The sequence below is a fragment of the Pseudobutyrivibrio ruminis CF1b genome, from assembly GCF_000424005.1.
GTDB lineage: Bacteria > Bacillota > Clostridia > Lachnospirales > Lachnospiraceae > Pseudobutyrivibrio > Pseudobutyrivibrio ruminis_C.
Map to the genome: position 1 here is coordinate 126781 of NZ_AUJB01000016.1, position 25713 is coordinate 152493.

19 protein-coding genes and 1 riboswitch are annotated in these 25713 nt (G+C 40.3%); of the genes, 18 read left to right on the forward strand and 1 reads right to left on the reverse strand.

All coding sequences use genetic code 11. From position 1 onward, the window contains the following. Positions 1-189: 189 nt before the first annotated feature. The 4 genes from G592_RS0113255 to G592_RS0113270 all read left to right on the forward strand — a co-directional run bounded on the left by G592_RS0113255 (position 190) and on the right by G592_RS0113270 (position 13028). Positions 190-1875, forward strand: a complete 1686-nt coding sequence (locus G592_RS0113255; protein WP_028248241.1) for a methyl-accepting chemotaxis protein — start codon at positions 190-192, stop codon at positions 1873-1875. A 243-nt stretch (positions 1876-2118) separates the two neighbouring features. Continuing rightward, positions 2119-5358 carry a hypothetical protein gene (locus G592_RS0113260; RefSeq protein ID WP_028248242.1) on the forward strand — a complete coding sequence of 1080 codons (3240 nt, stop codon included), beginning with the start codon at positions 2119-2121 and terminating at the stop codon, positions 5356-5358. Between the two features lie 191 nt (positions 5359-5549). Continuing rightward, entirely contained in the window at positions 5550-11993 is a 6444-nt protein-coding gene (locus tag G592_RS0113265) for an InlB B-repeat-containing protein (protein WP_028248243.1), read from the forward strand. Positions 11994-12071: 78 nt separating this feature from the next. Further along, positions 12072-13028: a hypothetical protein gene (locus tag G592_RS0113270; protein ID WP_028248244.1), complete on the forward strand. Its 957-nt coding sequence runs from the start codon at positions 12072-12074 to the stop codon at positions 13026-13028. Positions 13029-13091: 63 nt separating this feature from the next. On the opposite strand, the gene G592_RS0113275 is transcribed toward G592_RS0113270, so the two are convergent. Beyond that, positions 13092-13484 carry a pyridoxamine 5'-phosphate oxidase family protein gene (locus G592_RS0113275; protein WP_028248245.1) on the reverse strand — a complete coding sequence of 131 codons (393 nt, stop codon included), beginning with the start codon at positions 13482-13484 and terminating at the stop codon, positions 13092-13094. 212 nt (positions 13485-13696) lie between these two features. Between G592_RS0113275 and G592_RS0113280 the strand changes: the two genes are divergently transcribed. The 14 genes from G592_RS0113280 to G592_RS0113345 all read left to right on the forward strand — a co-directional run bounded on the left by G592_RS0113280 (position 13697) and on the right by G592_RS0113345 (position 25690). After that, on the forward strand, positions 13697-13936 hold the full coding sequence (locus tag G592_RS0113280; RefSeq protein WP_028248246.1) for an acyl carrier protein: 240 nt from the start codon (positions 13697-13699) through the stop codon (positions 13934-13936). A gap of 2 nt (positions 13937-13938) precedes the next feature. Beyond that, positions 13939-14397 (forward strand): acetyl-CoA carboxylase biotin carboxyl carrier protein, encoded by a 459-nt coding sequence (gene accB, locus G592_RS0113285; RefSeq protein ID WP_028248247.1) that lies wholly within the window; start codon positions 13939-13941, stop codon positions 14395-14397. A 5-nt stretch (positions 14398-14402) separates the two neighbouring features. Then, positions 14403-15776 (forward strand): acetyl-CoA carboxylase biotin carboxylase subunit, encoded by a 1374-nt coding sequence (gene accC, locus G592_RS0113290; RefSeq protein WP_028248248.1) that lies wholly within the window; start codon positions 14403-14405, stop codon positions 15774-15776. Further along, positions 15773-16540, forward strand: a complete 768-nt coding sequence (locus G592_RS0113295) for an acetyl-CoA carboxylase carboxyltransferase subunit beta (RefSeq protein WP_028248249.1) — start codon at positions 15773-15775, stop codon at positions 16538-16540. Before accC ends, G592_RS0113295 begins: the two co-directional genes overlap by 4 nt. A 31-nt stretch (positions 16541-16571) precedes the next feature. After that, positions 16572-17372: a carboxyltransferase subunit alpha gene (gene accA, locus G592_RS0113300; protein ID WP_028248250.1), complete on the forward strand. Its 801-nt coding sequence runs from the start codon at positions 16572-16574 to the stop codon at positions 17370-17372. Then, positions 17373-18302: a beta-ketoacyl-ACP synthase III gene (locus G592_RS0113305; RefSeq protein WP_028248251.1), complete on the forward strand. Its 930-nt coding sequence runs from the start codon at positions 17373-17375 to the stop codon at positions 18300-18302. A 3-nt stretch (positions 18303-18305) separates the two neighbouring features. Beyond that, positions 18306-19241 (forward strand): nitronate monooxygenase, encoded by a 936-nt coding sequence (locus tag G592_RS0113310; RefSeq protein ID WP_028248252.1) that lies wholly within the window; start codon positions 18306-18308, stop codon positions 19239-19241. A gap of 29 nt (positions 19242-19270) precedes the next feature. Beyond that, positions 19271-20224 (forward strand): ACP S-malonyltransferase, encoded by a 954-nt coding sequence (gene fabD, locus G592_RS0113315; RefSeq protein ID WP_028248253.1) that lies wholly within the window; start codon positions 19271-19273, stop codon positions 20222-20224. After that, positions 20221-20946 (forward strand): 3-oxoacyl-[acyl-carrier-protein] reductase, encoded by a 726-nt coding sequence (gene fabG / locus G592_RS0113320; protein WP_028248254.1) that lies wholly within the window; start codon positions 20221-20223, stop codon positions 20944-20946. The genes fabD and fabG overlap by 4 nt, the downstream gene beginning before the upstream one ends. Further along, entirely contained in the window at positions 20946-22178 is a 1233-nt protein-coding gene (gene fabF, locus G592_RS0113325) for a beta-ketoacyl-ACP synthase II (RefSeq protein ID WP_028248255.1), read from the forward strand. Before fabG ends, fabF begins: the two co-directional genes overlap by 1 nt. Further along, positions 22175-22603 (forward strand): 3-hydroxyacyl-ACP dehydratase FabZ, encoded by a 429-nt coding sequence (fabZ, locus tag G592_RS0113330; protein WP_015548764.1) that lies wholly within the window; start codon positions 22175-22177, stop codon positions 22601-22603. Before fabF ends, fabZ begins: the two co-directional genes overlap by 4 nt. 7 nt (positions 22604-22610) lie before the next feature. After that, on the forward strand, positions 22611-23117 hold the full coding sequence (locus G592_RS0113335) for a MarR family transcriptional regulator (protein WP_081660416.1): 507 nt from the start codon (positions 22611-22613) through the stop codon (positions 23115-23117). Between the two features lie 111 nt (positions 23118-23228). Then, positions 23229-24767: a DHH family phosphoesterase gene (locus G592_RS16605; protein ID WP_051194932.1), complete on the forward strand. Its 1539-nt coding sequence runs from the start codon at positions 23229-23231 to the stop codon at positions 24765-24767. A gap of 55 nt (positions 24768-24822) precedes the next feature. Next, positions 24823-24954: riboswitch (FMN riboswitch) on the forward strand. A gap of 100 nt (positions 24955-25054) precedes the next feature. Beyond that, positions 25055-25690 (forward strand): ECF transporter S component, encoded by a 636-nt coding sequence (locus tag G592_RS0113345; RefSeq protein ID WP_028248257.1) that lies wholly within the window; start codon positions 25055-25057, stop codon positions 25688-25690. Positions 25691-25713: the final 23 nt, after the last annotated feature.

Below are 25713 nucleotides of genomic sequence, written 5' to 3' on the forward strand. Positions count from 1 at the left end.
AAAAGTATGTAACCTAAGCGGATAGGGAAAATATCGTTGTATTAGTTAAAAAACTATAAAGAAACTGCAAACTTTATGTGAAAATCAACAATTTGATTGTCTGCTTGCAATATAATAAGCGTGTGGTGGTGTGTGGAATAATACTCTTGGAAATCATAAGGCTGGCATATTATATTGGAGGTTAATTTTATGAGGTCTAAAAATGCAAATGACAAGAGAACTATTGCAGGTGCGTTGAGATACTTTTCTGGTTTCTCTATCCAAATGTTCTTAACCAGCGCCATCGTAATGGGTATTTTTCTGGCGGTTATCTTTGTGAATTTCTACAGTTTTTACAATGTCCAGTTTGTAACTGAAAAGTATCAGATGGAAATTCGTAAAGACGTACAGACAATTAATAAGCGTCTGTTGTTCGCAGTAGCATCTAATAATCCAGATGTAACTGCAGCTCAGAAAGAAGATCTTGAAAAGAGATTCCCAAAGATTGAGGGATATTTTGCAGTAATCTCAAAGAATCTTAATAATGAAGAGCTTGGTTCAAGACTGACCACTAACTGGAAGGCATTTGAGACAGCTTCCTTTGAAATGCTTACAATGGTGGAAGCAGGACAGAATCAGGAGGCAGTTGAATACTTTAATTCCACACTGAATGAAGCAGCTGAGACTCTGGCAGATTCTCTTGATGAGACAGGCGAGCTTGCAGAAGCAGCAGCTGCTGGTAAATATCGTATTATCAGTATAGTTATTATTGTTGCAATCGTGATACTGTTTGTAGCACTTGTCATCATAGTTACACGAAGCAAGAAAACAACAAGGGATTTGACTAAGCAGATTAATGACGATTTGGAAATCCTCGACCATGCAGCAAGCGAGCTGGCAAATGGAAATGTTCACGTGGACATTGATTTTGATGTGGATAATGAAATTGGTCGAGTTATCAAGCAGTTGAAAAGTGCTATTGATTCCCTTGCGTACTGTATAGATGAAATTGAAAGTAAGATGTCCACAATGGCAGCCGGAAACTTTAATATATCATTTGAAAAAGATTTTCGTGGTGATTTCAGAGCCATTCAGGATTCTATTGATGAATTCTCTAGAAAGATTTCGGATTCCATGACAGAAATTATGGAAGTATCAGAAATGGTTTCAGACGGTGCAAATCAGATCGCGGGTGCAGGTGAAAACCTTGCAGATACAGTTACATCACAGGCTAATATTGTTGATGACCTTTCTGTAACAGTTAAGGATATTACAGAACAGATTTCAAGTAACTCTACTGATGCAACTTCTATTTCTAAAGAGGTTGAAGTTGTTGCTGAGAATATCGTAGAAGGTAATCAGCGAATGCAGGATGTGGTTAAGGCTATGGATGCAATTTCTGAGTCATCTCAGGAGATTTCAAAGATTATTGATACAATCAATGCCATTGCTGACCAGACAAACCTGCTTTCTCTTAACGCTTCAATTGAGGCAGCCCGTGCAGGTGAAGCTGGTAAGGGATTCGCAGTCGTAGCTACTGAGGTATCTCAGCTTGCTGGTCAGACTGTAGAGGCTGCCCAGAATACAGCAGGACTTATCGGTGCATCTCTTAAGAGTGTAGAGGAAGGTATTACTATCGCCAACGATACAGCTGAAAAGCTCAATGGCATGGTGGCTCAGGTTCAGGGCATCGCAGAAAAGGTTAAGACTATTGCTGAGGCATCAAATTCACAGGCAGTATCTGTAAAAGAGATGTCAGCTAATATCGGAGAGATTTCTTCCGTTGGTCAGAACAACGCTGCAACCTCAGAAGAATCACTGGCTCTCAGCCATGAGATGAACGAGCATGCAAATTCATTGAAGGGTCTTGTTGAGAAGTTTGAATTAAAGAGGTAAAGCGTTATACTATCTGGGATAATTGTCAGATATAATTGAAATATAATGATTATTGTGGTACAATTTGAATAGGGAATTGTTATTTGGAAGGACTTGGTTCTAATACCAGGTCCTTCTTTGTATTTTACTACTCAGAATCTGTTAAAAATCGGTGAAAAAACTATGAAGAGATAATCTGGCAGCCGATGATTATTATAGATAAAGGTGACTCCAACGAAATATGGAAATAAGGAGGACACAGTTATGAAGAGTAGAATTAAGCAAATAACAGCATTGGGAATGGTAATCCTGTTGACTTTGACAGGGTTAGGTTTTTATGCTTTTGCTGACGACTTAGATAATTTAGATAATACAGACGATGAAATCATAGAGGCTATTCCAGCTGAAGAGCCAATAACAGACATAGAAGAGCCAGAACTATTGGAACCAGAGGAACCTGAAGAACCAGAGGTCCCTGAGGACCCGGCAGGTCCAGACCCAGCAGACCCAGATCCAGCAGATACAGAGCCAGCAGACCCAGACCCAGCAGATCCAGACACAGCAGATCCAGAGCCTCCTGTTTTGTTAGGTGCAAATCCAGAGCCAGATGATTCAAATATTATTAGGGCATCAGATTTACAACTAGATCCCGCATCAGTGACTTATGATGGAAATGAACATATTCCAACATTGGTTTGCCTTAGAGAAGACGTGCCAGAATTTGTTGTAGGAAATCAATACGATTTACAGTGGGACTATGAAAACATTGAGCATCCATTTATCGATGTAGGCATTTATACAGCTCATATTGATATATATGGTGAATATGAATCAGAAACTGGAGACCCAATTGTTCTGACATTTGAGATAAAAGAAGTACCTATAATTAATATAGGTGGTTGTACAGTTACAATTAAAGATATAGATGGCAATAATTTAAATAGAAATCCATTAGTGGGTGAAGTATTAACTATGAATATAAACACAGATGCTTCTCCACTTTATTACTATTGGACTTATTCTGAAAATGCAAGCTTGCATGATAATAGAGATTATTCAGATCCAGATGTAAGCTATACCTGCGAAGTGTTTACCCCACAAATAAATGGTTGGTACACTACGGGAACACAATATACTGTCAGATCAGAAGATATAGGAAAACATCTTATTGCTATAGTCGTTCAGGGCAGACCTGTTAACGAGTACGGCCAGATTGATTATCAGGTTACCTTTTCTCATTCAGCTGCCACATATCCTGTTTCAGATGCTCCTATGGCAGTAGCTACAGTAGCACCACAAATTGTGTCCGGATGGACATATGATGGTGATTATCATGATCTTTTAATACGAGGTGAGTCTGATCTTGGAATCATGTGTTATTTCGTGACAGAAGATAATGGTTATACACCTGAACTTGGTGATTTCGTGCAGTATACACCATTTGTCAGAAATGCCGGTACTTATTATGTATGGTGGATGATTTGGTCAAGAAACAGTGATTACGAAGATATGCCTCCTGAGAGACTGGGAACTGTTAAAGTAAGGCAAAAAAAGATTACCATAACGGCCAAGGATAGATATTTTAGTCAGGAAGTGGCTAACAGCGGTCTTAATATAGTAGACAATGATGTCTCTCGTGTTATTTGTCAGGGTTTAGTAGATAAACATTACCTGTCACAGATAACAACAACGGTTAGTGGTGGTTCTATTATACCTTCCGCTGCAATAATCACAGATTATTCGAAAGATGATTATACATCTTGTTATGATATTCAATACGTATCAGGTGAAGTTATCGAAGGTATAGATTTTGTTGTTTCTGCAGGCAGCTTTGACATCGAAGGACTTGAAGCACCATATGGAACTGTAGAAATAGTTAGTGGTGAACATGCAGATGGTAAATATCAGGCTGGAGATAAAATAAAGTTAAAACTTACACCTAAAGATGGGTTTGATTTACTCTGCACTACTTTAAATGCTCCTAATGGCTCCCTTGAAATGGATAAGGTGTCTTTGCTTCAAAATATGGTTACTTATGTTGGAAGCGAAGGTGCATATTATTATGAATACACTATGCCAGATGAGAACGCTGACCTAAAAGTATACTTCATGCCTGGATATATAAGGGTGATTCCTGAAAGAGTAAAGGTTTATGATACTAACACAGATAAGGAGCTGACATCAGCACCATGTCCTGGTGACAAGTTGGCTATTATACCAGAAGTTACTTACAACTTTGATGAAAATACAGATAATTATATGCTGTATTACAAATGGGTAGATGCAGCAGAATTGGAGCAGCTGGTAGCTAGAGGATATGAATATGATTTCAATAAGGATGGCTACTATAGATATAAGGTAGAAGACGGAGTATATGAGGTAAAGGAATCAGATATAGGAAATAAACTTTATCTCATAGTTATTCAGTCCTTTGAAGATCTTAATCTGTATGCTGTTAAAGAATTCCCAGCTGTTGTAAGAGAAAGAACTCAGGGATATAATCAGGAACAAAAGGATAACAGTTCTGGAGGTGGCTCATCAGGTGGAGGTAAATCTACAACCTCTCCAACTGTAACTCCAACACCGACGCCTGCACCTAAGTCTTCAGAAGATGATGCAGATGAAAAAGAGAAGCCACAGAACCCAATCCAGAAAGTCATCGACAAGATTATTAACAGAGGTGGCAATGATACCGTTGAAGAGCCATCAGACGAAGAATTATTTGACACTGAGAACATGCAGTATGTAGATTTAGAGACATCGTCAGAGCCTGTAACAGTAGAAAGCAATAAGCCTGTAACACTCAAATATGGTGACGGTGCTGTAGAAATTGCAATGGCAAACAACAGCGATGGAAGTAGTGGAGCATTCAATGCAGGTCTTGCTGATGCAAAGGCAGCAATCGAGGCAATCCTTTCAGATGAACTCCTGGCCATGGTTGAGTCAGGAAGTAAGGTGAAAATCAAAGTTAGAACCACTCCGCTTACATCAGACAGCATTACTGATGATGAAAAGGATCTTATTGATAAGGGTGTCAAAGAACTTAGGGAATCTATGCCAAATCTTAAGAAGGCAGAGTCTATCGATATTTCATTAATGGTTAAATTTGACCATGATGAATGGGATTATATAACAACCACAAGAAAGCCTATTGAGATTACGGTTAGCATACCAGATGATGATAAGGGATTGTCAGAAAACTATTATATTCTCAGAGTACACGGCACTGAGACTACTTTGTTAGAGGATACAGATAACAATGAAGATACAATCACTATTGGAAGTGACAGATTCTCAACATACACTATACTTTATGATAAGATAGAAACTTACAATGGTGCTGATAATGAGAAATCATCAGTGATTCCTTTATCAAGAATTAAGCTTGGATGGTTGGCAGTTTGTTTATCATTGTTATTTGTTTACCTTAATGATAGGCACGAAATTAATGTAAAGAGACGTGCAAGCCTTAGAAAAGCATTAAATCATAGCCACATATTATAGAAAAAGTTATATTTTTAAAATATATTATCAGATATATTTGATTTATAACGATAATTGTGATACAATTCAATTAGGGAAATGTTGCGAAAGGACTTGGTTCATGACCAGGTCCTTTTTGGTTTATTTTAGAATTTAAATGTGGGGATAATAAAGCCACCTCTGGTTGGGGTTTTAGAGAGGAGGTGCACAATATGAAGGAGATTAAAGTAAAGCGAATTGTATCGATTATCTTAATACTGTTTCTTATTGTGACAGGTTTGAACTTCAACACTATAGCAGATGAGCTTAGAGGCTCGTCTGGTCGTATTGTGGCATTTGAAGAAATACCAGACAGCATTCGACTTCAGGAATTCACAGTTGGGGCAAGTGTTGAGGAAATCGTATTCCCTTCTACATTGACTGTGACTGTAGAAAAGGAAGTTAAAAAGGAAACTCTTATACCAAAGGAGAAAACAGAGGAGCCTGTACAGGAAGAGGAACCTGTTGAGGATCCAGTGGCCCCTCCTGAGGACACATCTACTCCAGAACCAAATCCTGAGACTACTCCAGAAGAGCCTACACCAGAGGAGCCTGCTCCTGAGGTTACGCCAACACCGGAGCCTGATTCAGGTGAGCCAATTCCAGATGCTCCAAATCCAGAACCAGATCCAAATCCAGAGACACCAGCGCCAGAAGAGCCTACACCAGAAGAACCATCTCCAGAGACACCAGCTCCTGAGCCAGCTCCAGAAGTTTCTGCTCCAGCACCAGAACCAGCACCAGTTCCTGTAGAAGCGCCAGTAGCAGAGCCTGTTAGTGAACCAACAGATAATCCTTCAGCAGAACCGGATCTAGTTGGTTTATTATTCCCTGCGATTATTGCTCATGCAGAGGAATTAGATACTCCAGAAGAAACACCTGCAGAGACTACAGACCAGCCTGTAGAAGCTCCAGCAGCAGAGCCAGAGATAGAGTATGAAACTGTAGTTGAGACAGTAACAAATAGAGAGACTGTTGTTTTTGAAAATGTATCTTGGAAAATTGATTCGGCAAGAAGTACTTTTGGAAAATTTGATTTTAGTGTGGAATCAAACTATGTTTTGATGCCTGAAATTTCATGGCTTTATGATGTGGCAGCAAATCTTCCAACTATCGAAGTAAGAGTACTTCCTGCAGAAAACAGACCAGCATTCACTCAGTCTACTATTATTGATGGCGTGAAGATTACAGTTAGTGCTGATGAAGGTGTATTCCCAGAAGGAGTAAGACTTATCGCACACAAAATAACAGGTGAAGAGGAAGCACAGGTAGAAGAGCTTGTAGACGCTCAGACTAGTGAACACAAGAATGTTGCCAGCAGCTATACTTTTGATATTTCTATAGTTGATGCAGCAGGTAATGAAGTACAGCCTGACACAAGCCGTGGCAATGTAACAGTTTCCTTTGAGACTGATGAGATTGGCAATTCAAAATTAGAGACAGAAGTTTACCATATTGATGATAATAATCAGGTAGATGAATTGGCAATTGTAGAAGAGAATAATTCCACAATCAGTGTTGAGACTGATGGCTTCTCAATGTATATGCTTATTTTTACAAGCAACGCTAATGTGTGGAATATATATAATCGTGATTCCTTTGATATTACCGAAGTGGCTGAGACATTGGGAGTAGCTGCATCAGATTCATTTTCGTGTGGTGTACAAGTGGACAATACAGATGATTTGGGGAAAGTAACTTTAGGTACACCATATTTGTCTGACGGAAAGGATCATTGCATTATTACAATACAGGATGAGTTCGTAGTGGGTGATACAGTCGAACTTACTATCAATTATGATGTTGAATCTGATAACCCTGAGGTAGCTGGGATAGAGCAAGTAACTATAAATATTACTCTTCAGGATTTTGATGGAAGGTATACCTTTACAGCCGAGGCAGGTATTATTCCAGACAGTAATGGCCAGGCAAATGGAACTGTAACAATCATAGATGGTAACGAAGATGGAAGATATAGCGAAGGAGAAACAATAAAACTAAAATTTGTCCCTAATACTGATTGCGATTTTATTTTTATTACTATAAATGATTTTAATCAGGATTGTAATGCTAGTGTTACCAAATTCTTATCTGATGATGTTACATATGTTAAGACAGAAAATGCATACTACTACAACTATATAATGCCTGCTGAGGATGTTATATTACGTGGATTATTTATAGAAGACTTTTACAGACTAAACAGTAGCAGAGTATATATTGTTGATGCTGAAACGGAGGATTATCTAGGAAGAGACCCATGTGTTGGGGATGAACTAAAGACAATTATAACTGCATCAGCAACCATCTATGATTCACCAATACTTTATTATAGATGGGTGGATGCTACACAATTAGCAGAGTTACTAGCTTTAGGTTTTGACGGAGATTTTGATAAGACAGATTATTATCTGTACGATGTAAATGATGGAATCTATACTGTTCAGCCAGAAGATATAGGAAAACAACTATACCTCGTTGCTGTCCAAGCATTTGGAGAACTAAATCACTATGCAGTAAAAGCTGTTGATGGTTTAGTAACTACCCATGACTGGAATATTCAGAAAGTTGACGATGTCACAGTTAAAGCTTCATGCGATAAAGAAGAATGCTATTTATATGGCAAAAATGCAAAATTAGTATGTGATGATAAAGCTTATAATGGTACTGCTGTATCAGCTGAATTAGTAAAGGAAAATGGTTTCCCTTCAGCTACTGAAGGAAACTATTCTATAGGTGATTATAGATATTACAGCGCAGATTCAGACCAGGTACTTGCCAGCGCACCAAGCGAAATAGGTAATTATATTGTTAAGGTAACTATAACAACTGCTTCTGAAGAAATTGAGCTTGCGAAAGAATTTAGTATTGTCGATTTCAAGGTCACTCTTTCTGCTAAAGCTATAGAAGAGGAACAAACCTTAACAGCAAAGGTTGTAGGTACCACAGGTACATACATATTTTATTGGTATAGAGATGATGAAGTATTTGCTACTAATACAGTGGCTGATTCTGAGGATAAATATGTATTAACAACAGATGATATAGGACATAGGTTTAAAGTTAAGGCTACTCAATCTAAACCGGATAAAGAAGCTGAGACTGATTATACAGACGTAGTAATTGGTAAGAGGAGAACTGTATCTTATAGCCAAACTGCGGTTAATGTTACTATTACTCCAGCTAAGGGATCAATTAGAACAAATGACACTGTTACTTTTAAACTGGAAGCAAAGCCTGGTTATACTTTAAATAGCTTTACTCTTCAGGATGGTAGCAAGAATGATATACCATACACAACAAATAACGAGACAGGAGAATATAGCTTCGTACAGCCAGCAAAGACAGTTTATTTAAAGTTTGATACTACAATAATTTATTACAATATCTCTAAAAATGTAACAGGGCATGGAACAATAAGCCATTCGAAAGAACCAGGTAATACTTCTAAAGTGAATATGGAGATAGATATTACGGTCACTCCTGATGAAGGTTACTATTTAAAGAAAATCTGGATTAGTGAAGATGCTGCTTATGTATATTACAGACCAAGAATTAATGGCAGAATCAATGTAGCAAACAGATATTTTAAAATGCCAGCACAGGATGTCACTATCTATGCAGAGTTTGACGAGATAATTCCGCTAAGCAATGATAATTTACATATTAAGTATTATTACGGAACTAATCCATTTGTAGCACCTTCAATAGATGATTTGTTGGAGGCATATACAGAGGCCATCCCTGGATATAATTCAGGTTTCATAAGTTACGCATGGTATCTTGAGGATGATTTAGATAATCCTATTAGTGAACGTGCATATTTGGATAAAATTGAAGAGGAATATCTGGGTAAGAGAATTGTTGTAAAAGCTATTCAGACTTATGGAGATGTAGAGTATTCAGCTACTATAACAACAGAACCTGTAGGAAAACGAGCAGGCACCTACATTTATTCTGCAGATGCAATTACATATGATTATTTAGGTGAGACCGCATCTGTTGCAGCAGATGGAATATATGAGCTTGCCACATCTAATGAAGCAACTACAGGAAGTGCAACTATTTCTCTTACAGAAACCCTTGCAAGAAATGATACATATTATAAATATATCTATATTAGAACTAAAGAAACAGCTACGGATTTACCTAGTAAATGGGTTAGCGTCCAATTAGATATACCACGAGCTCCTCAGGTATACGAGTGGGATGCTGGAACATTAAAGCGATATGGTGCGATTATCAGAACATCAACAGATATGGAGTATAAGCTTAAGGATGCTGATGATTCAGAATACACCGATGCTTTATATGATATTACACCTGTTTTGAAGGGCCATTATGTAGTTCGATATAAAGCTACAAGCAATAGTTTTGCCAGCTATACCGATTCAGTTATAGTTGGAGAGACAACAAATACTGTTAGTCTCACTGGTACAGAGGAAGATGGAAATGAGTTGTCTGCTAGTATAGGTGAATTGATTTATGGCACAGAGCCACTTAAATATAAGTGGTATCGCGATGATGAGGAAATCCAGGGGGCTACAAGTGATACATATCTTCTTACAGGCGAAGATATTGACAAATATATATATGTTGAAGTAACAAATGAGGCAACAGACAAGTCTGCAAGAACCCGATCAGTTAATCGTATACATGCGGGACATCATACTGTTATAGTGGAAAATGGATATGGAGGTGAGTCATATTCAATTTCTCCAGATGTAAGTAAAATAAGGACTAAGAATAGAGTGGTATTAACTCTTACACCACAGGCAGGTTATAAGCCAAAGACAGTTGTAGCCAAGGATGCAAAGGGGCGTGATGTAAATCTTGTCAAAATATCAGGTAATACATATTGTTTCAGAGAGCCTGATAGCGATGTTACTGTTACTGTAACATATGAAGAAAGTACAACGTTTATATTAGATGTTCATGCAGGAATTAATCCTGAGGATGGACAGACACATGGAACAGCTGAAATTACACCTGAGACAAAGAAGGATTATTACAATGCAGGTGATATAGTAAAGATTAAGATTGACCCTGCAGACAAATATGAGTTCATATGCTTTGCATCTAATGATATCTCAGATGATTTTGATGTAATATGGCTGGATTATATCATTGAAATTTCAGATAGCTGGAGTGAGAAAGATGGAGTTTATTATTACGAATATACTATGCCAGCTGAGGATATGGTATTAGTAGCATATTTCTATGATGAATACACTCGTTTGAAAAAGAGCATGGCGAAAATTTACAGGGCAGATACAGGCGAGGTTTTGGATTCGGCACCACAGGTAGGAGATGTGCTTACAGTCAGTGATAAGCTAAAGAATTTACAATTGTCAGGATATGCATGGCTTTATGCAGATGATTTACATCCAGATGGAACCATTACACTTGAAGAAGTGAATGAAAAGCTACTTGCTGCTAATCAGGACTACACAATTACTGATAATGACGATGGCAAATCCATTGTGTTATATGTAATACAGTTGTTACCAGTAAGGGAAAATGCCTTTGATACTATTAGTTATATTTCCGAAGGAACAATCCCTGTAGGCACCATAGTACCAACAGTTACACCAACACCAGAGGCTGATTCAGGAAGTTCTGATTCAGGAAAGCCTAATCCAGGTACTCCAAGCCCTAGTCCAAGTGCAACTCCATCCGTGATTCCGGGTGAAGATGAGACCGATGATAAGGATAAGGACAATAAGGATAAAACTGGCGAGGATAAGAAGAATCCAATAAATAAGGTTGTTGATGCTTTACTGAATAATGATGAAGAGTCTGAAGAGACAATATCTGACGAGGAGCTTTTCAATCCTGATATCATGCAGGTAGTAGATGTTTCTACATCATCAGAGCCTGTTACAGTAGAATCAAATAAGCCTGTAACACTCAAATATGGTAGTGGCGCAATAGAAGTTGCTATGGCTAACACAAGTCAGGGTGGCGGAGCATACGGAACAGGTGCATTAAACGCAGGTCTTGCTGATGCTAAGGCAGCTGTTGAGGCGATTCTTTCAGATGAGCTTCTCGCAATGGTTGAGAATGGTAGCAAGGTTAAGATTAAAGTTCAGACAACAGCTTTGTCAGAGGATAGTATCACAGACGATGAGAAGGATATAATCGCTGCTGAGTTCAGGAATTTGAAAGCGACTATGCCAAATCTCAAGCAGGCTGAGTCTATCGATATTTCATTACTGGTTAAGTTTGACCATGATAACTGGGATGCTATCACAACTACCAGAAAGCCAATCGAAATCACAGTTGGCATATCTGATGAAGACAAAGGAAAGTCAGAAAAATTCTACATTCTCAGAGTACATGAGGGTGAGACAACATTATTAGAGGATTTGGATGAGGACGATGAAACTATCACAATCGGTAGTGACAGATTCTCTACATACACAATTCTCTATGAAGACAACGCTGCTAAGGCAGCAGTTGTTAACAGTAATAATTCCAGACCTTTCAAGGGCATAATGGGATGGATTGTAGCGGGTATTGCATTATTACTAGTATTCCTAAGAGATAGACTTTCACTTCAGGCTAAGAGACGTGAAAGTGTGAAAAAAGCTCGAAATCATAAGACTCTAATGTAAACAGAACCCCTTATCTATCCGATATGTAAGGTAGATAAGGGGATTTTTGTAATGGGTGATAGATAGGAGGTCGTGATTATGATTAAGGCTACATTTAGAAAAATAGTAGTATTTGGAATCGCGGCTGCGCTTACATTTACATGCGCAGGCAATATTGCTGTTGCCCAAGAAACAAATACAGAAAACACTGAAGGCAGAGTAAAGGCCCCTATTCCAAAACTAAAAGTTCTGGAAAAACTTTTTGATTCTGATGAAGAAGAGGTTGAGGAATCTGCAGCTGAAATAGAGACAGAAGAAGCTGACGAAGGATATTTAGATGAGGAGTCAGACGAAAACGTTATCACAGTTAAAGAAAAGCCTGTCAACTTCAGAATAGGTCATGGCTCAATTGTACTGACAATAAAAAATGATAATAAGACTGTTTCAAAGGCTCGTATAGTGGATGCCGAGGCAGCTGTACAGGCCATTTTGACACCAGAGCAGATGGAAAGCGTAAGGGCAGGAAGCAAGGCTCAGATTAATTTGAGAACTGTTCCTCTTTACCAAAGTGGTGTTTCGAGAGATGATTTGGCACTTATAGAAGAAGCTATATCAGACCTTAGAAATACAGTTCCAAATATCAAAAAAGGAAATTTTATTGATGTATCTGTTCAGGTAAAAATGAATCATGATAATTGGGTAGATGTAAAAGAATTGCAGGCACCAATCAAGTTGACACTGATAATTCCTGAATATTACAGAGGACTGGCACAGGATTATTACACTATATGCCTGCATAATAATGAAACCGAAATTCATGAGGATTTAGATAAGAGGTCTGACACTATAACAATCAATGCTGATTCGTTGGAGGTATATACAATTATTTTTGATGAGCAGGAACAGAAAGCCACAACAGCTGTAGTGAAAGCAAAAGATCATAAGATTTCGTTATTTGCAAACGATAATCTTGGATGGTTTATTGCAGCAGGAATATTGATGGCGGCCATGATTAGGGAGCGTTTCAAGGCGTTGTACAGTAAGAAAAGAAGATAGAAAAAGCACCTGTAACTAACAGGCTAATGCTTGTTAGTTACAGGTGCTTAATTTGTGTCTTGTTTAAAATGTTACAGTTTTTGGTGCTTCTGTAAAAGATGAGAATGTTGCAGTTGCATTCTTGAAGTAGAGTACCTCTGTGTTGTCATCTTCTGCAGAATACATATTTTGAAGTGAAGGGTATGCGTCAAGCATGCTCTTTTTTGCTTCTATTCTGTCGTCGCGTACAAGCTCTCCAGCTACGCGAACCCATTTACCCTGAGCGAATCCACAAAGCTCAACCTTAGGATTCTTCTGAATCTGCTTTGAAACATCCTTTGATTTTCCTGTCTGGATGTAAAGCTTATCTTCAAAAATATGGATAGTTCCAAAAGGACGAACTCTTGGCTGATCTCCATCAACAGTAGCTAAGTAGTATGTACCACAAGCCTTGAGAAATTCTAATACTTCCTGCATATTTTTATCCTCCTCCGTGTGTTCAATTGTATGCAACTAATTATAAAACTCATTAGAGAATAATACAACAGCTGAGTAAATACCTAAAAATTTTTAACTAATACCTTGACATAGTAAAAAAGATGGGTATTATATTGCTTAGTTAGTTAAAATATTTTAACTAAAATCTTTTAAACAATGAGAATAATTATCAACAGAGAAGGAGAACAATTATGGTAGAAGTAGCAATGTTTGATGTGGTAAAGGAAGTTATTATCGACACACTTAGCTGTGCATCAGAGAAGGTAACAATGGAAGCTAACCTTTTCGAGGATCTTGGTGCTGATTCACTTGACGCTGTAGAGCTTTCACTTGCAGTAGAGGAAAAGACAGGCATCACTATCGATGAGGATGCTATGGCAGAGATTAAGACAGTAGCTGATATCGTAAATTATCTTGAGGCACATAAGTAATCATGGATACTAAAGAAATTAAGGAGCTGCTCAAAGCTTTCGATGAAAGCGGCAGCTCATATTTTCAAATTAAACAGGATGGCGTGGAAATCAAATTCAAAAAGCCATCTGAGGCACAGACTATTATGGTGTCTCAGGATGTGGCACCAAAGAGCAACATTGTAGAGATGCCACTTCCAAAAACAGCTGTCAGCACAGAGGAGCAGGAGCAGGAAGAGCCAGATGGCGACCTTGTCCTTGCACCACTTGTAGGTGTATTTTATTCAGCTCCATCCCCAGAGGATAAGCCATATGTTCAGGTGGGAGATAAGGTTAAATCCGGACAGGTTTTATGTCTTATCGAGGCCATGAAGATGATGAGTGAAATCACTGCACCAAGAGATGGTGTGATTAAGAGTATATACGCTAAGAATCAGGACGTTGTTGGTTTTGAAGATCAGCTGTTTCTCATAGGAGATTAGTAGTTATGTTTAATAGAATTTTGGTAGCTAATCGCGGGGAAATTGCAATCAGAATAATCAGAGCCTGCATGGAGATGAATATCGAAAGTGTGGCAGTTTATTCCACAGCAGATAAGGAATCACTTCATGTAAAGCTTGCCACAAAAAGCATTTGCATAGGTGGCGGCAGGGCAGCAGACAGTTACCTGAATATGGATGCTATCATCACAGCAGCTCAGGTTACAGGATGCGATGCACTTCATCCCGGCTTTGGTTTTCTTTCAGAGAATTCTGAGTTTGTTCGTAAATGCGAAGCAGCAGGAATCACATTTATAGGACCTACAGCTGATGCTATGGATGCACTTGGAAACAAATCCACTGCCAGAAAAATGATGATGAAGGCAGGTGTTCCAGTTGTTCCTGGTAGCGAAGGACCTGTTGAGGACTTCAAGAAACTTGAAAAGATTGCAAAGAAAATCGGATACCCGGTGTTAATCAAAGCCAGTGCCGGTGGTGGTGGCCGAGGAATGCGCCGTGTTTATCATCCAGAGGATTTGCAGAAGCTTTATGAGGAAGCAAAGGCAGAGACAAGAGCGTGCTTTAACGACGATGAAATGTATGTTGAAAAGCTTGTTTTGAATCCTCGTCACATTGAGTTTCAGATTCTGGCAGATGAGTATGGCAATGTAATCCATCTGGGTGAGCGTGATTGCTCTATTCAGAGAAAGAATCAGAAGCTTATCGAGGAAAGTCCTTGCATGTTCATAGATGAGGATTTGCGTAAGTCTATGGGTAAGGCTGCAGTGCTTGCGGCAAAGGCTGCAGGCTATACCAATGCTGGAACAGTTGAATTCGTACTTGATGAGAAAAATCATTACTACTTCATAGAGATGAATACAAGAATTCAGGTGGAGCATGGAGTGACAGAGGCTGTTACTGGAATAGATTTGATTAAATGGCAAATCAGAATAGCATTTGGCGAGCCTTTGAATTTAAAACAAAAAGATGTGAGACTAAAAGGACATGCCATTGAATGCAGAATTAACGCAGAAGATCCTTCAAAGGGATTTATGGCAAACACTGGAAAAATCACATTCTTAAATATACCTGGTGGTCCGGGAGTAAGAGTGGATACACTTCTTTACAACGGCTACGAGACAAGTCCTTTTTACGATTCCATGATGGCAAAGATTATCGTACATGCCCAGACAAGACTTGAAGCAATCAGACGTATGCGTCGAGCACTTCTAGAGCTTGTTACAGAAGGCATTATCACAAATGGTGACTTCGATTATTTGCTTTTACATCATCCGGATTTCGTAAAAGGAAATTATAATGTGGGCTTCATCGAGGAACACATTGATGAGATTTTGGCATGGGATAAGGCGGTAGACGAATGAATGTAGTCGATGAAAGAAAAGAAAAATTTAATCGCTATAAAGAACTTCGCGAGAACCCTGAAGAGGTGTTGGCTCCAGCTATCAAGCCAGTCTCAGAGTACACTATTCAAGATCGCATAGAAGATATTGCAGATGCCGGCACTTTCAAAGAATTTCATTTTGACTTTCCCGAAACAAACCCCTTAGAGTTCGAAGGATATGTGGAAAAGAAAGAAGAACTTCGAGCCGAAAGTGGACAGCATGATGGAATAATTGCTGGCAAATGCAAGATTGGTGGATATCCTGTGGTGCTGGCTATCATGAATAAGAAATTTATGATGGCCTCCATGGGAATCGAGCTTGGTGAGACAGTTTGCAGAAGTGCTGAGTATGCCATGGAACACAAGCTTCCACTTATTATTTTCACTGCCAGCGGTGGCGCCAGAATGCAGGAGGGAATCCTCTCTCTGATGCAGATGGCAAAGACCAGTGCGGTTATTGAAAAGTTTAAGAGTCAGGGTGGATTGTATATCACAGTTCTCACCCATCCTACCACAGGCGGCGTAAGCGCAAGCTTTGCCACACTGGGAGATATCACACTTGCAGAGCCAGGAGCACTTATTGGATTTGCAGGCCCTCGAGTAATCGAGCAGACCATAGGACAGACTCTTCCAGAAGGCTTCCAGAGAGCCGAGTTTCTTGAGGAGCACGGATTTGTGGATGAGGTAGTGAAGAGAGATGATATGAAGGTGACTCTCACAAAAATATTGATGCTACATAGTTAAGGTCACTACAGGTGACTGATGAGGTGTTTATATGAAAGCTATCGACAGAGTTCTGGCAGCCCGTGAAAAGGACCGCCCAAAGATTACTGATTACATCGATAACGTATTTACGGATTTCTTCCAGCAGAAGGGAGATATGCTCGGAAAAGAGGATGCCAGCATATATGGCGGTATCGCGCTTTTTCAGGGAAGACCAGTTACTGTAATTGGTCATCGTAAAGGCAATGATGTAAATGAAAATATTACCTGCAATTTTGGCATGCCAGGTCCTGAAGGCTACAGAAAAGCCCTTCGACTTATGAAGCAGGCGGAGAAATTTGGTCGTCCAATTATCACTTTTGTTGATACACCAGGTGCATATCCTGGACTGGAGGCTGAGGCTTATGGAATTTCCCAGGCTATCTCAGGAAATCTTGCAGCCATGAGTTCTCTGAAGGTTCCTGTAATCACTATTGTTACAGGTGAGGGTAGCAGTGGTGGCGCACTTGGTCTTGCTGTGGCCAACAGAGTCTACATGCTGGAAAATGCTGTGTACTCAGTCCTTTCCCCAGAAGGATTTGCATCTATTTTATGGAGTGACAGCAGCAGACGTGATGAGGCCGCTGAGGCTATGAAGCTTACTGCTCAGGACTTGTTTGATTTTGGTGTTATCGATGGAATTATTCCTGAGAGAGGTTTGTATATCAGGGTTTCAAATGTGATTGCCAGCGCCCTAAAGGAATTAGACGAAATGTCAGGGGAAGAACTGGCCCAGGAGAGATTTGAAAAATTTAGAAGCTTTGACGAGGGATTCTTACAGACAGGAACCTCGGCTAGAATGGAAAATGTGTAAATGACTGGAATAAAAATTATAGCTACAGGAGCTCAGGCTCCTAAGAAGATAGTTACAAACGACGATTTGGCAAAGATAGTTGAGACCAGTGATGAGTGGATTAGTCAGCGCACAGGCATGTCTGAAAGACATCATGTGGAAGGTGAAGAAAATCACACATGGCTAGCCGAGATGGCTGCAAAACAGGCGATTGAGCGTGCTGGTATTCCAAAAGAAAAGATTGGAGTGGTACTTGTTTGTACCGTTTCAGCAGATTATTTTTCACCATCCTGCGCATGTATTATTCAGGGCAGACTTGGTCTTTCAAATGACATAATTGCCATGGACATTGGCGCTGGATGCTCCGGATTTATATTTGGGCTTGAAACAATCAGAGCACTGATGATGGCGCGAAATGCACAGTACGGACTGATAGTTGGTGCTGAGGTACTTTCCAAGAAAATGGATATGACAGACAGAAGTACCTGCGTGTTATTTGGTGATGGCGCTGCAGCTGCAGTGGTGGAGCTTGCGGAGAACAGCTATACATCGGTGATTGGCGTAAGCGGGGATGAGGAGATGATTAACATCAAATCCCCAGATGGATTTATTCACATGGATGGTCAGGGCACATATAAATTTGCCGTTGCCACAGTGCCAAAGGTTATTGAGCAGGTGGTTGAAAAGGCAGGACTTACTTATGACGACATTGACCATTTTGTATTACATCAGGCAAATCTTCGAATAATTGAATCCATCGCGAAAAAAGTAAAACAACCGATGGATAAATTCGTTGTAAATATAGAAAAGTACGGCAATACATCAGCAGCCAGTGTGGGACTTGCACTTGATGAGGCAATAGCTGATGGCCGAATTCGTAAAAACGATAAAGTTCTCATGTGTGCCTTTGGAGCAGGAAAGACCTGGGGCGCCGTGGTTATGGAGATGTAGATTATGAAATTAAATGATTTAACAGGAACTAAATATCCTATTATTCAGGGCGGTATGGCTAACATCGCTACAGGTGAATTTGCAGCAGCAGTTTCCAATGCAGGAGCACTTGGTCTGGTGGCATCTGGTGGTATGAATGCTGAGCAGCTTCGTGAGCAGATAAAGATTTGCAAATCATTAACCAACAAGCCATTTGGTGTAAATCTTATGTTGATGAATCCTGATGTGGACAACATTGCAAAAATGCTCATCGAGGAAAAGGTCCAGTTCATTACAACTGGTGCTGGAAATCCTGGAAAGTACATGGAAGGTTGGAAGTCTATGGGCGCAAAAGTATTCCCCGTAGTGGCTTCTGTGGCACTTGCAAAGATGATGGTGAGAGCAGGCGCTGATGCAATCATTGCAGAGGGCGGCGAGTCTGGCGGACACGTAGGTGATATGACCACAATGACCCTGCTTCCTCAGGTGGTAGCAGCAGTGGATGTGCCTGTTATCGCAGCAGGTGGAATTGCAAATGGAAAGCAGATGGCTGCAGCCCTTCTTATGGGAGCATGCGGTGTACAGATTGGAACATGTCTTTTGGTTTCAGAGGAGTGTCCAATTCACGAGAATTACAAGCAGGCTCTTATCAAGGCAAAGGATAATTCCACAACTGTAACTGGACGCAGTCAGGGCGCACCAGTACGTGTCATCAAAAATGAGATGGCTCGCGAGTATCTCAAGCTTGAGGCTGAAGGTGCAGGCCGCGAGGATTTAGAGCGTATGACTCTAGGAAGTCTTCGCAAAGCCGTAGTAGAAGGTGACACAGTTCATGGTTCACTTATGGCAGGTCAGACTTGTGGGCAGCTCACACGTATACGTCCTGCAGTAGAAATCCTGGATGAGATGTATGTAAATGCTAAGAAAACATTACACAGTGCGGGAAATATAGCAATATAAACGAGCGTAATCAGCGGATTAGGAGAATTATGAAATTAGGAATTGTATATGCTGGCCAGGGTTCTCAGCGTGTAGGTATGGGTCAGGATTTTTATGAAAAATATGAAGAGTTCAGAGAGACCATAGATAATGCAACTGATGCAGTAAGTGGTGTTACAGAGATGAATGTGGCAGACCTTAGTTTTAATGGTCCGATGGAGCAGCTTTCAGAGACAAGGTACACTCAGCCAGCAATGGTTGCATTTGCCATCGGCGTTACAAAGCTTCTTCACAAGAAGGGCATCAAGGCAGACTACACCTGTGGCCTCAGCCTTGGAGAATACTCAGCCCTTTATGAGGCAGGAATTTTGGATGAGTCTACAATCCTGGAGCTTATTGCCAAGAGAGGAAAGTTTATGGCAGAGGCATCTGGAGACAGACCTATAAAGATGTGCGCAGTGCTTGGTGCTGACAGAGATATCGTGAAGGAAGCCTGTGATGAAGCAAACGCATTTTTCTGTAATGAGCTTATTGTTCAGGCAGCAAATTTCAACTGCCCAGGACAGATTGTAATCTCAGGAGATGCAGCTGCAGTAGATCAGGCAAGTACATATCTGAAAGAGGCAGGAGCCAAGAGAATTTTACCTCTGAAGGTAAGTGGTCCTTTCCATACAAAACTTATGAAGCCAGCAGGAGATAAATTGGCTGCAGAGTTTGAAAAGGTAGATTTCAAGGAAGGAAATTCAAAGGTTATTTTCAATTGCATTGGCAGAGAAAAAACAGGTGACGAGCAGATTCCAAAGCTTTTGGAAAAGCAGGTGCAGTCATCAGTTTACCTGGAAGATTCCATTAAATATATGGCTGATGCCGGAGTGGATACAATCATTGAGATTGGACCAGGTAAGGCTATCAGCAAATTTATTAGTAAGACTGTTGATAATGTAAAGGTTTATTCAATAGACACTGTTGAAGATTTTGAAAATGCATTGGAGGAGTTGGCATGAGTGTAGCTTTAGTTACAGGTGGTAGCCGAGGTATCGGCAGAGTGATTTCAGAGAAGCTTGCAAGACAGGGATTTAATATTGCCATTTGTTATTCCGGAAATGAATCTGCTGCACAGGAGACTATCTCTGAGTGCAAGAAATTTGGAGTTCAGGCAATGTTTATAAAGGCTGATGTAAGTAACGAAGCTGATGTAAAAAACATGTTTGATGAAGTAAAGGATCTTATGGGTCCGGTAGAAGTCCTTGTAAACAATGCGGGAATTACAAAGGACGGACTTCTTCTTCGTATGAGCGAGGAGGATTACGATGCCGTTGTTGATACCAATCTCAAGGGCACTTTCCTGTGTACAAAGGCTGCAATTAAAGACATGATGAAGGCCAGAAGAGGAAAGATTGTAAACATCACTTCTATCGTCGGTGTAAATGGAAATGCTGGCCAGTCAAATTATGCTGCCAGCAAGGCTGGAATTATCGGATTTACGAAGTCAGTTGCAAGAGAATATGGCAGCAAAGGTATTACCGTAAATGCGGTAGCCCCTGGATTTATTCAGACAGCCATGACAGATAAGCTTCCTGAAAATGTGAAGGAGGATTATTTAAAGCAGATTCCTGTAGGACGCTTTGGAAGTCCTGAGGATGTGGCTAATGTGGTTGAATTTTTGGCGTCAGAGAGATCTGACTATGTAACAGGACAGGTTATAGAAGTTACCGGAGGAATGTAATGAGAAGAGTTGTAATTACTGGAATGGGCACAGTTAATCCACTTGGAAACGACGTTCAGTCTACATGGGATGCTGTGAAAAAAGGAAAGTGCGGAATCGGTCAGATTACCCATTTTGACACCACTGATTTCAAGGTAAAGCTAGCAGGAGAGGTTAAGAATTTTGATGCAGCCGAGATACTTGGCGCAAAGGAATCAAGACGTATGGATGTGTATACGCAGTACGCTTGTGCAGCTGCCAAGGAAGCTATGGAGGATGCAGCCTTTGATTTGGAAAAGGAAGATCACGACAGAATGGGCTGTATCATGTCATCAGGAATCGGCGGTCTTTCAACAATCGCTGAGGAACATGGAAAGGGTGAGACAAAGGGCTATAACAAGATTTCACCTTATTTTATCCCAATGTCTATCAGCAACATGGCAGCAGGTCAGATTGCTATCACATACGGATTAAAGGGAATGTGCACATCAGTAGTTACAGCCTGTGCCAGCTCAAATAATGCCATTGGAGATTCCTTCCACAGAATTCGTGATGGCTATGAAGATGTTATGGTTTGCGGTGGTGCCGAAGGTACAGTCATTCCTCTTGGAATCGGTGGATTCCAGGCCATGAAGGCTCTCTGCACAAGCGAGGATCCAAATCGTGCATCAATCCCATTTGATAAGGAACGTCATGGCTTTGTTATGGGCGAGGGTGCCGGTATTCTTGTACTTGAGGAATTAGAGCATGCTCTCAACCGTGGTGCAAAGATTTATGGTGAGATTGTTGGTTATGGTTCAAACTGTGATGCTTATCATGTTACCGCTCCAAATCCAGAGGGAGAAGGCGGAGCAAAATGTATGGCACTTGCTGTTAAGGATGCTGGCCTTGAAATGTCAGATGTGGATTACATCAACGCCCACGGAACAAGCACAAGCCTTAACGATGCTGGCGAGACACTTGCCATTAAAAAGGCATTTGGCGACCATGCATACAAGCTTAAGGTAAGCTCTACAAAGTCTATGACAGGACATCTTCTCGGCGCAGCAGGAGCTGTTGAGGCTATCATTACAACACTTGCACTTAAAGACGAATTTGTACCTGCTACAATAAATTATCGTGAAAAGGATGAGGCATGCGACCTTGATATCGTTCCAAACATCGGTCGTAATGAGAAGATTAATGTGGCTCTTTCAAATGCATTGGGCTTTGGTGGTCACAATGCATCCTTGGTATTCAGGAGGTACGCATGAAGCTAAATTCATCACAGATTCAGGAGATTTTGCCACACCGTTATCCATTTCTTTTGGTGGATAGAATAGAGGAGTGTGAGCCTGGAAATTATGCCAAGGGTATCAAATGTGTAACAGCAAACGAAATGCATTTTCTTGGACATTTCCCAGGGCATCCTGTTATGCCAGGAGTGCTGATTATAGAGGCTTTAGCCCAGGTTGGGGCGGTAGCTCTTTTGACAGAGGAAGAGAACAAAGGCAAGCTTGCTTTTTTCGGTGGAATAAAGAATGCCCGTTTTAAAAAGCAGGTGGAACCAGGAGATGTTTTGGAGCTTGAATGCAAGCTCACATCTCGAAAAGGACCTGTAGGATTTGGTGAGGCCGTAGCTTATGTAGATGGCCAGATTGCAGCAAAGGCAGAAATTTCCTTTGCCATAGGAGAGTAATTTCGCTATGATGGTACTTGGGGACATAAATAACAAAAAGGAACAGGTACTAGAAATGTTAGAACAGACACTTTCCGAGGTGTACACCAAATTTAAAATTCACTTTTATCAGGAGATGTTCAAGAAGTTAAATTCTCGTGAGACATCACTGACCACAGTGGAGCTTTTCTGTGTGGAGATTATTCACGCACTTAAGAACCCTACAGTTGCAGAGTTTGCAAATTTTATTAATGTATCATCACCAAACGCAGCTTACAAAGTAAACAGCTTGATTCAGAAGGGTTACATTGAAAAGGTACAGTCAGAGACAGATAGACGCGAGTACCATCTTCACGTGACCGAAAAATATTATAACTACTTCAATCTTTCTCAGAAGTACGTTAGTACTGTAGTAGAACGTGCTCAGGAATATTTCTCAGCTGAGCAGGTAGAGATATTGGATGGTATCCTTAGGGATATGTCACTTGAACTTATGCATGAAGTGGCAATTCCACCTGTTGAAGTTACTCAATAATAGATATATAATTCAGAGGTTTGAGACTATTTTAGGTTTCAAACCTTTTTTGTTAACATTTACCAAGCGTTATACGGTATAATGTTTTCAGATAAAATATTGGGAGTATATATGAAACTTACACAGTTATTAGATTACAACAATATAATAGTTCAGTGTCATAACACCCCTGATGCTGATGCTATTGCCTCAGGAATGGCTCTGACACAGTACCTCAGGGCCCATGACAAGACTGTAGCCTTCGTCTATGGAGGAAATTTCGAGATTACTAAGAGTAATCTTAAGCTTATGATTTCCGACCTTGGCGTAGACATTCATTATGTGCGTCATCAGGCTCAGCTTTCACAGCTTCTAGGCATTCGTGAGCAGGAGCTTCCAGAGCTTATTGTCACAGTAGACTGTCAGTACGGAGAGGGAAATGTCCGCATCTTTAAGGCCAGACAGATAGCAGTCATAGATCATCATCAGATATCTAATCCATTGCCAGAGCTTTCAGAGATTCGTTCTTATCTTGCCAGCTGTTCTACTATTCTTTGGGACATGCTCAAGGAAGAAGGCTATCCAGTAGAGAAAGATAAAAAGCTTTCTACAGCTCTTTACTATGGTCTTATGACAGACAGTAATAATTTCTCCGAAATCCAGCATCCTTTGGACATGGATATGCGAGATTACCTCAAATACAGTAATTCTGCCATCATAAAGTTTAAGAATTCTAATATTTCTCAGGAAGAGCTCCGCATTGCGGGAATTGCGCTGCTCGGTTCAGAGTATTACCACGAGAATCATTATTCAATAGTTAAAACAGACCCATGTGATCCTAACATCCTTGGTATTATTTCCGACATGATGCTCCAGGTGGAGGATGTGGAGAGCTGTCTTGCGTATTCTATTCACGAGGGTGGCATTAAGCTTTCAGTGCGTAGCTGCGTTAAGGAAGTAAAGGCAGATGAGCTTGCCAAGTTTATTTGTCAGGGTGTAGGCGATGGAGGTGGACACCTCACAAAGGCCGGCGGATTCATCGTTCGCTCACTCCTTGAAAGACAGGAGCTCGATTACACTCCATCAGCTATTCAGCATTTCTTCAGAGAGCGTATGGATGAATACTTCATGGATAATGAGATTATCTACGCCGGAAAATATTCAGCTGATATCAGCACCATGGATTTATACAAGAGCAAGGGTGTCACTATCGGATATGTTAAGGGAAGTGAGATTTTCCCAGTTGGTACAAAGGCTGTTATCCGTGCCATGGAAGGTGACCAGGAGCTTGAAATAAAAGAAGACACTATCATTGCAGTAGGTGTTCGTGGAGAAGTCTACATCACTAAGGTAGAGCTTTTCGATAAATACTACAAGATTTGCGACAAGAAATATGAGTTCCCAGGTGAATATGCACCTTCTATCAGAAAGCTTAAAGATAGAACTGCCATGGGCTTACTTCCACTTGTTCATTCATGTACTTATGAGGGCAATGGAAACATTTATGCCAAGGAGCTCATGTGCCGTACAAAGGTATTTACAAAATGGAATCCAGAGAACTACTGCTTAGGTCGTCCAGGTGATTACATGGTAGTTTCAGAAAACGATCTTTCAAACATCTATGTGGTAGATAACGAGCTGTTCCACAAGACTTATACACCTGTAGAGTAGACGTTTTTTTGTTGATTAATTGTGCAAAATATAGTATAGTTTCATTAGTTAAATAGGAAATCTTCAGGGCAAGGTGCGAAAGCTTATGCTTTCAATTCCTGACCGGCGGTGATAGTCCGCGAGTCATTACGACTGAACTGGTGTGATTCCAGTACCGACAGTATAGTCTGGATGGAAGAAGATGTGCAGATATTTTTATTTGTGTACGCAATGCCCTGAGTTTATGCTCAGGGCTTTTCTTAATTTAGAAGACTTCCTATCAAATTAATTATTCAGGGAGGTCCAACATGGATACAACAAATTTTTCAGCAACAAATGCGGAGAGTAGAACAGCGAAAAAAGTAAACGTAAGAAGCATGACAGTGACAGCAATGCTTTCAGCAATTGCATTCGTCCTCATGTTCTTAGACACAGCAGTGCCTATTATGCCAAGCTTTATCAAGCTTGATGTTTCAGAGCTTCCAGCACTTATGGCATCATTTGCACTTGGCCCAGTATATGGCGTTATCGTTTGCTTGATTAAGAATCTCATCCACCTTACAATTACTCAGACAGGTGGTGTAGGTGAGCTTTCAAACTTCATCTTAGGTGCAGCTTTTGTACTTCCAGCTGGTCTTATTTATCACCACAAGAAGACAAAGACAAATGCAATTCTTGGTGCAGTTGTAGGTGCGATTATCATGGCAGCTATCAGCTTCCCATCAAACCTTTATATCGTATATCCGGTATACTACAACTTCATGCCAAAGGAAGTTATCGTGGAGGCTTACCAGGCTGTAGCACCATTTGCAAAGGTTGATTCAATCGAGAAGTGCTTACTTATGTTCAACGTACCATTCACTTTCATAAAGGGTATGATTTCAGCAATTATTACAGTGCTTATCTATCAGCCACTTCGCCCATTATTAAAGGGAAATAACTAGAGTTAAATTACTATTTTGGAACA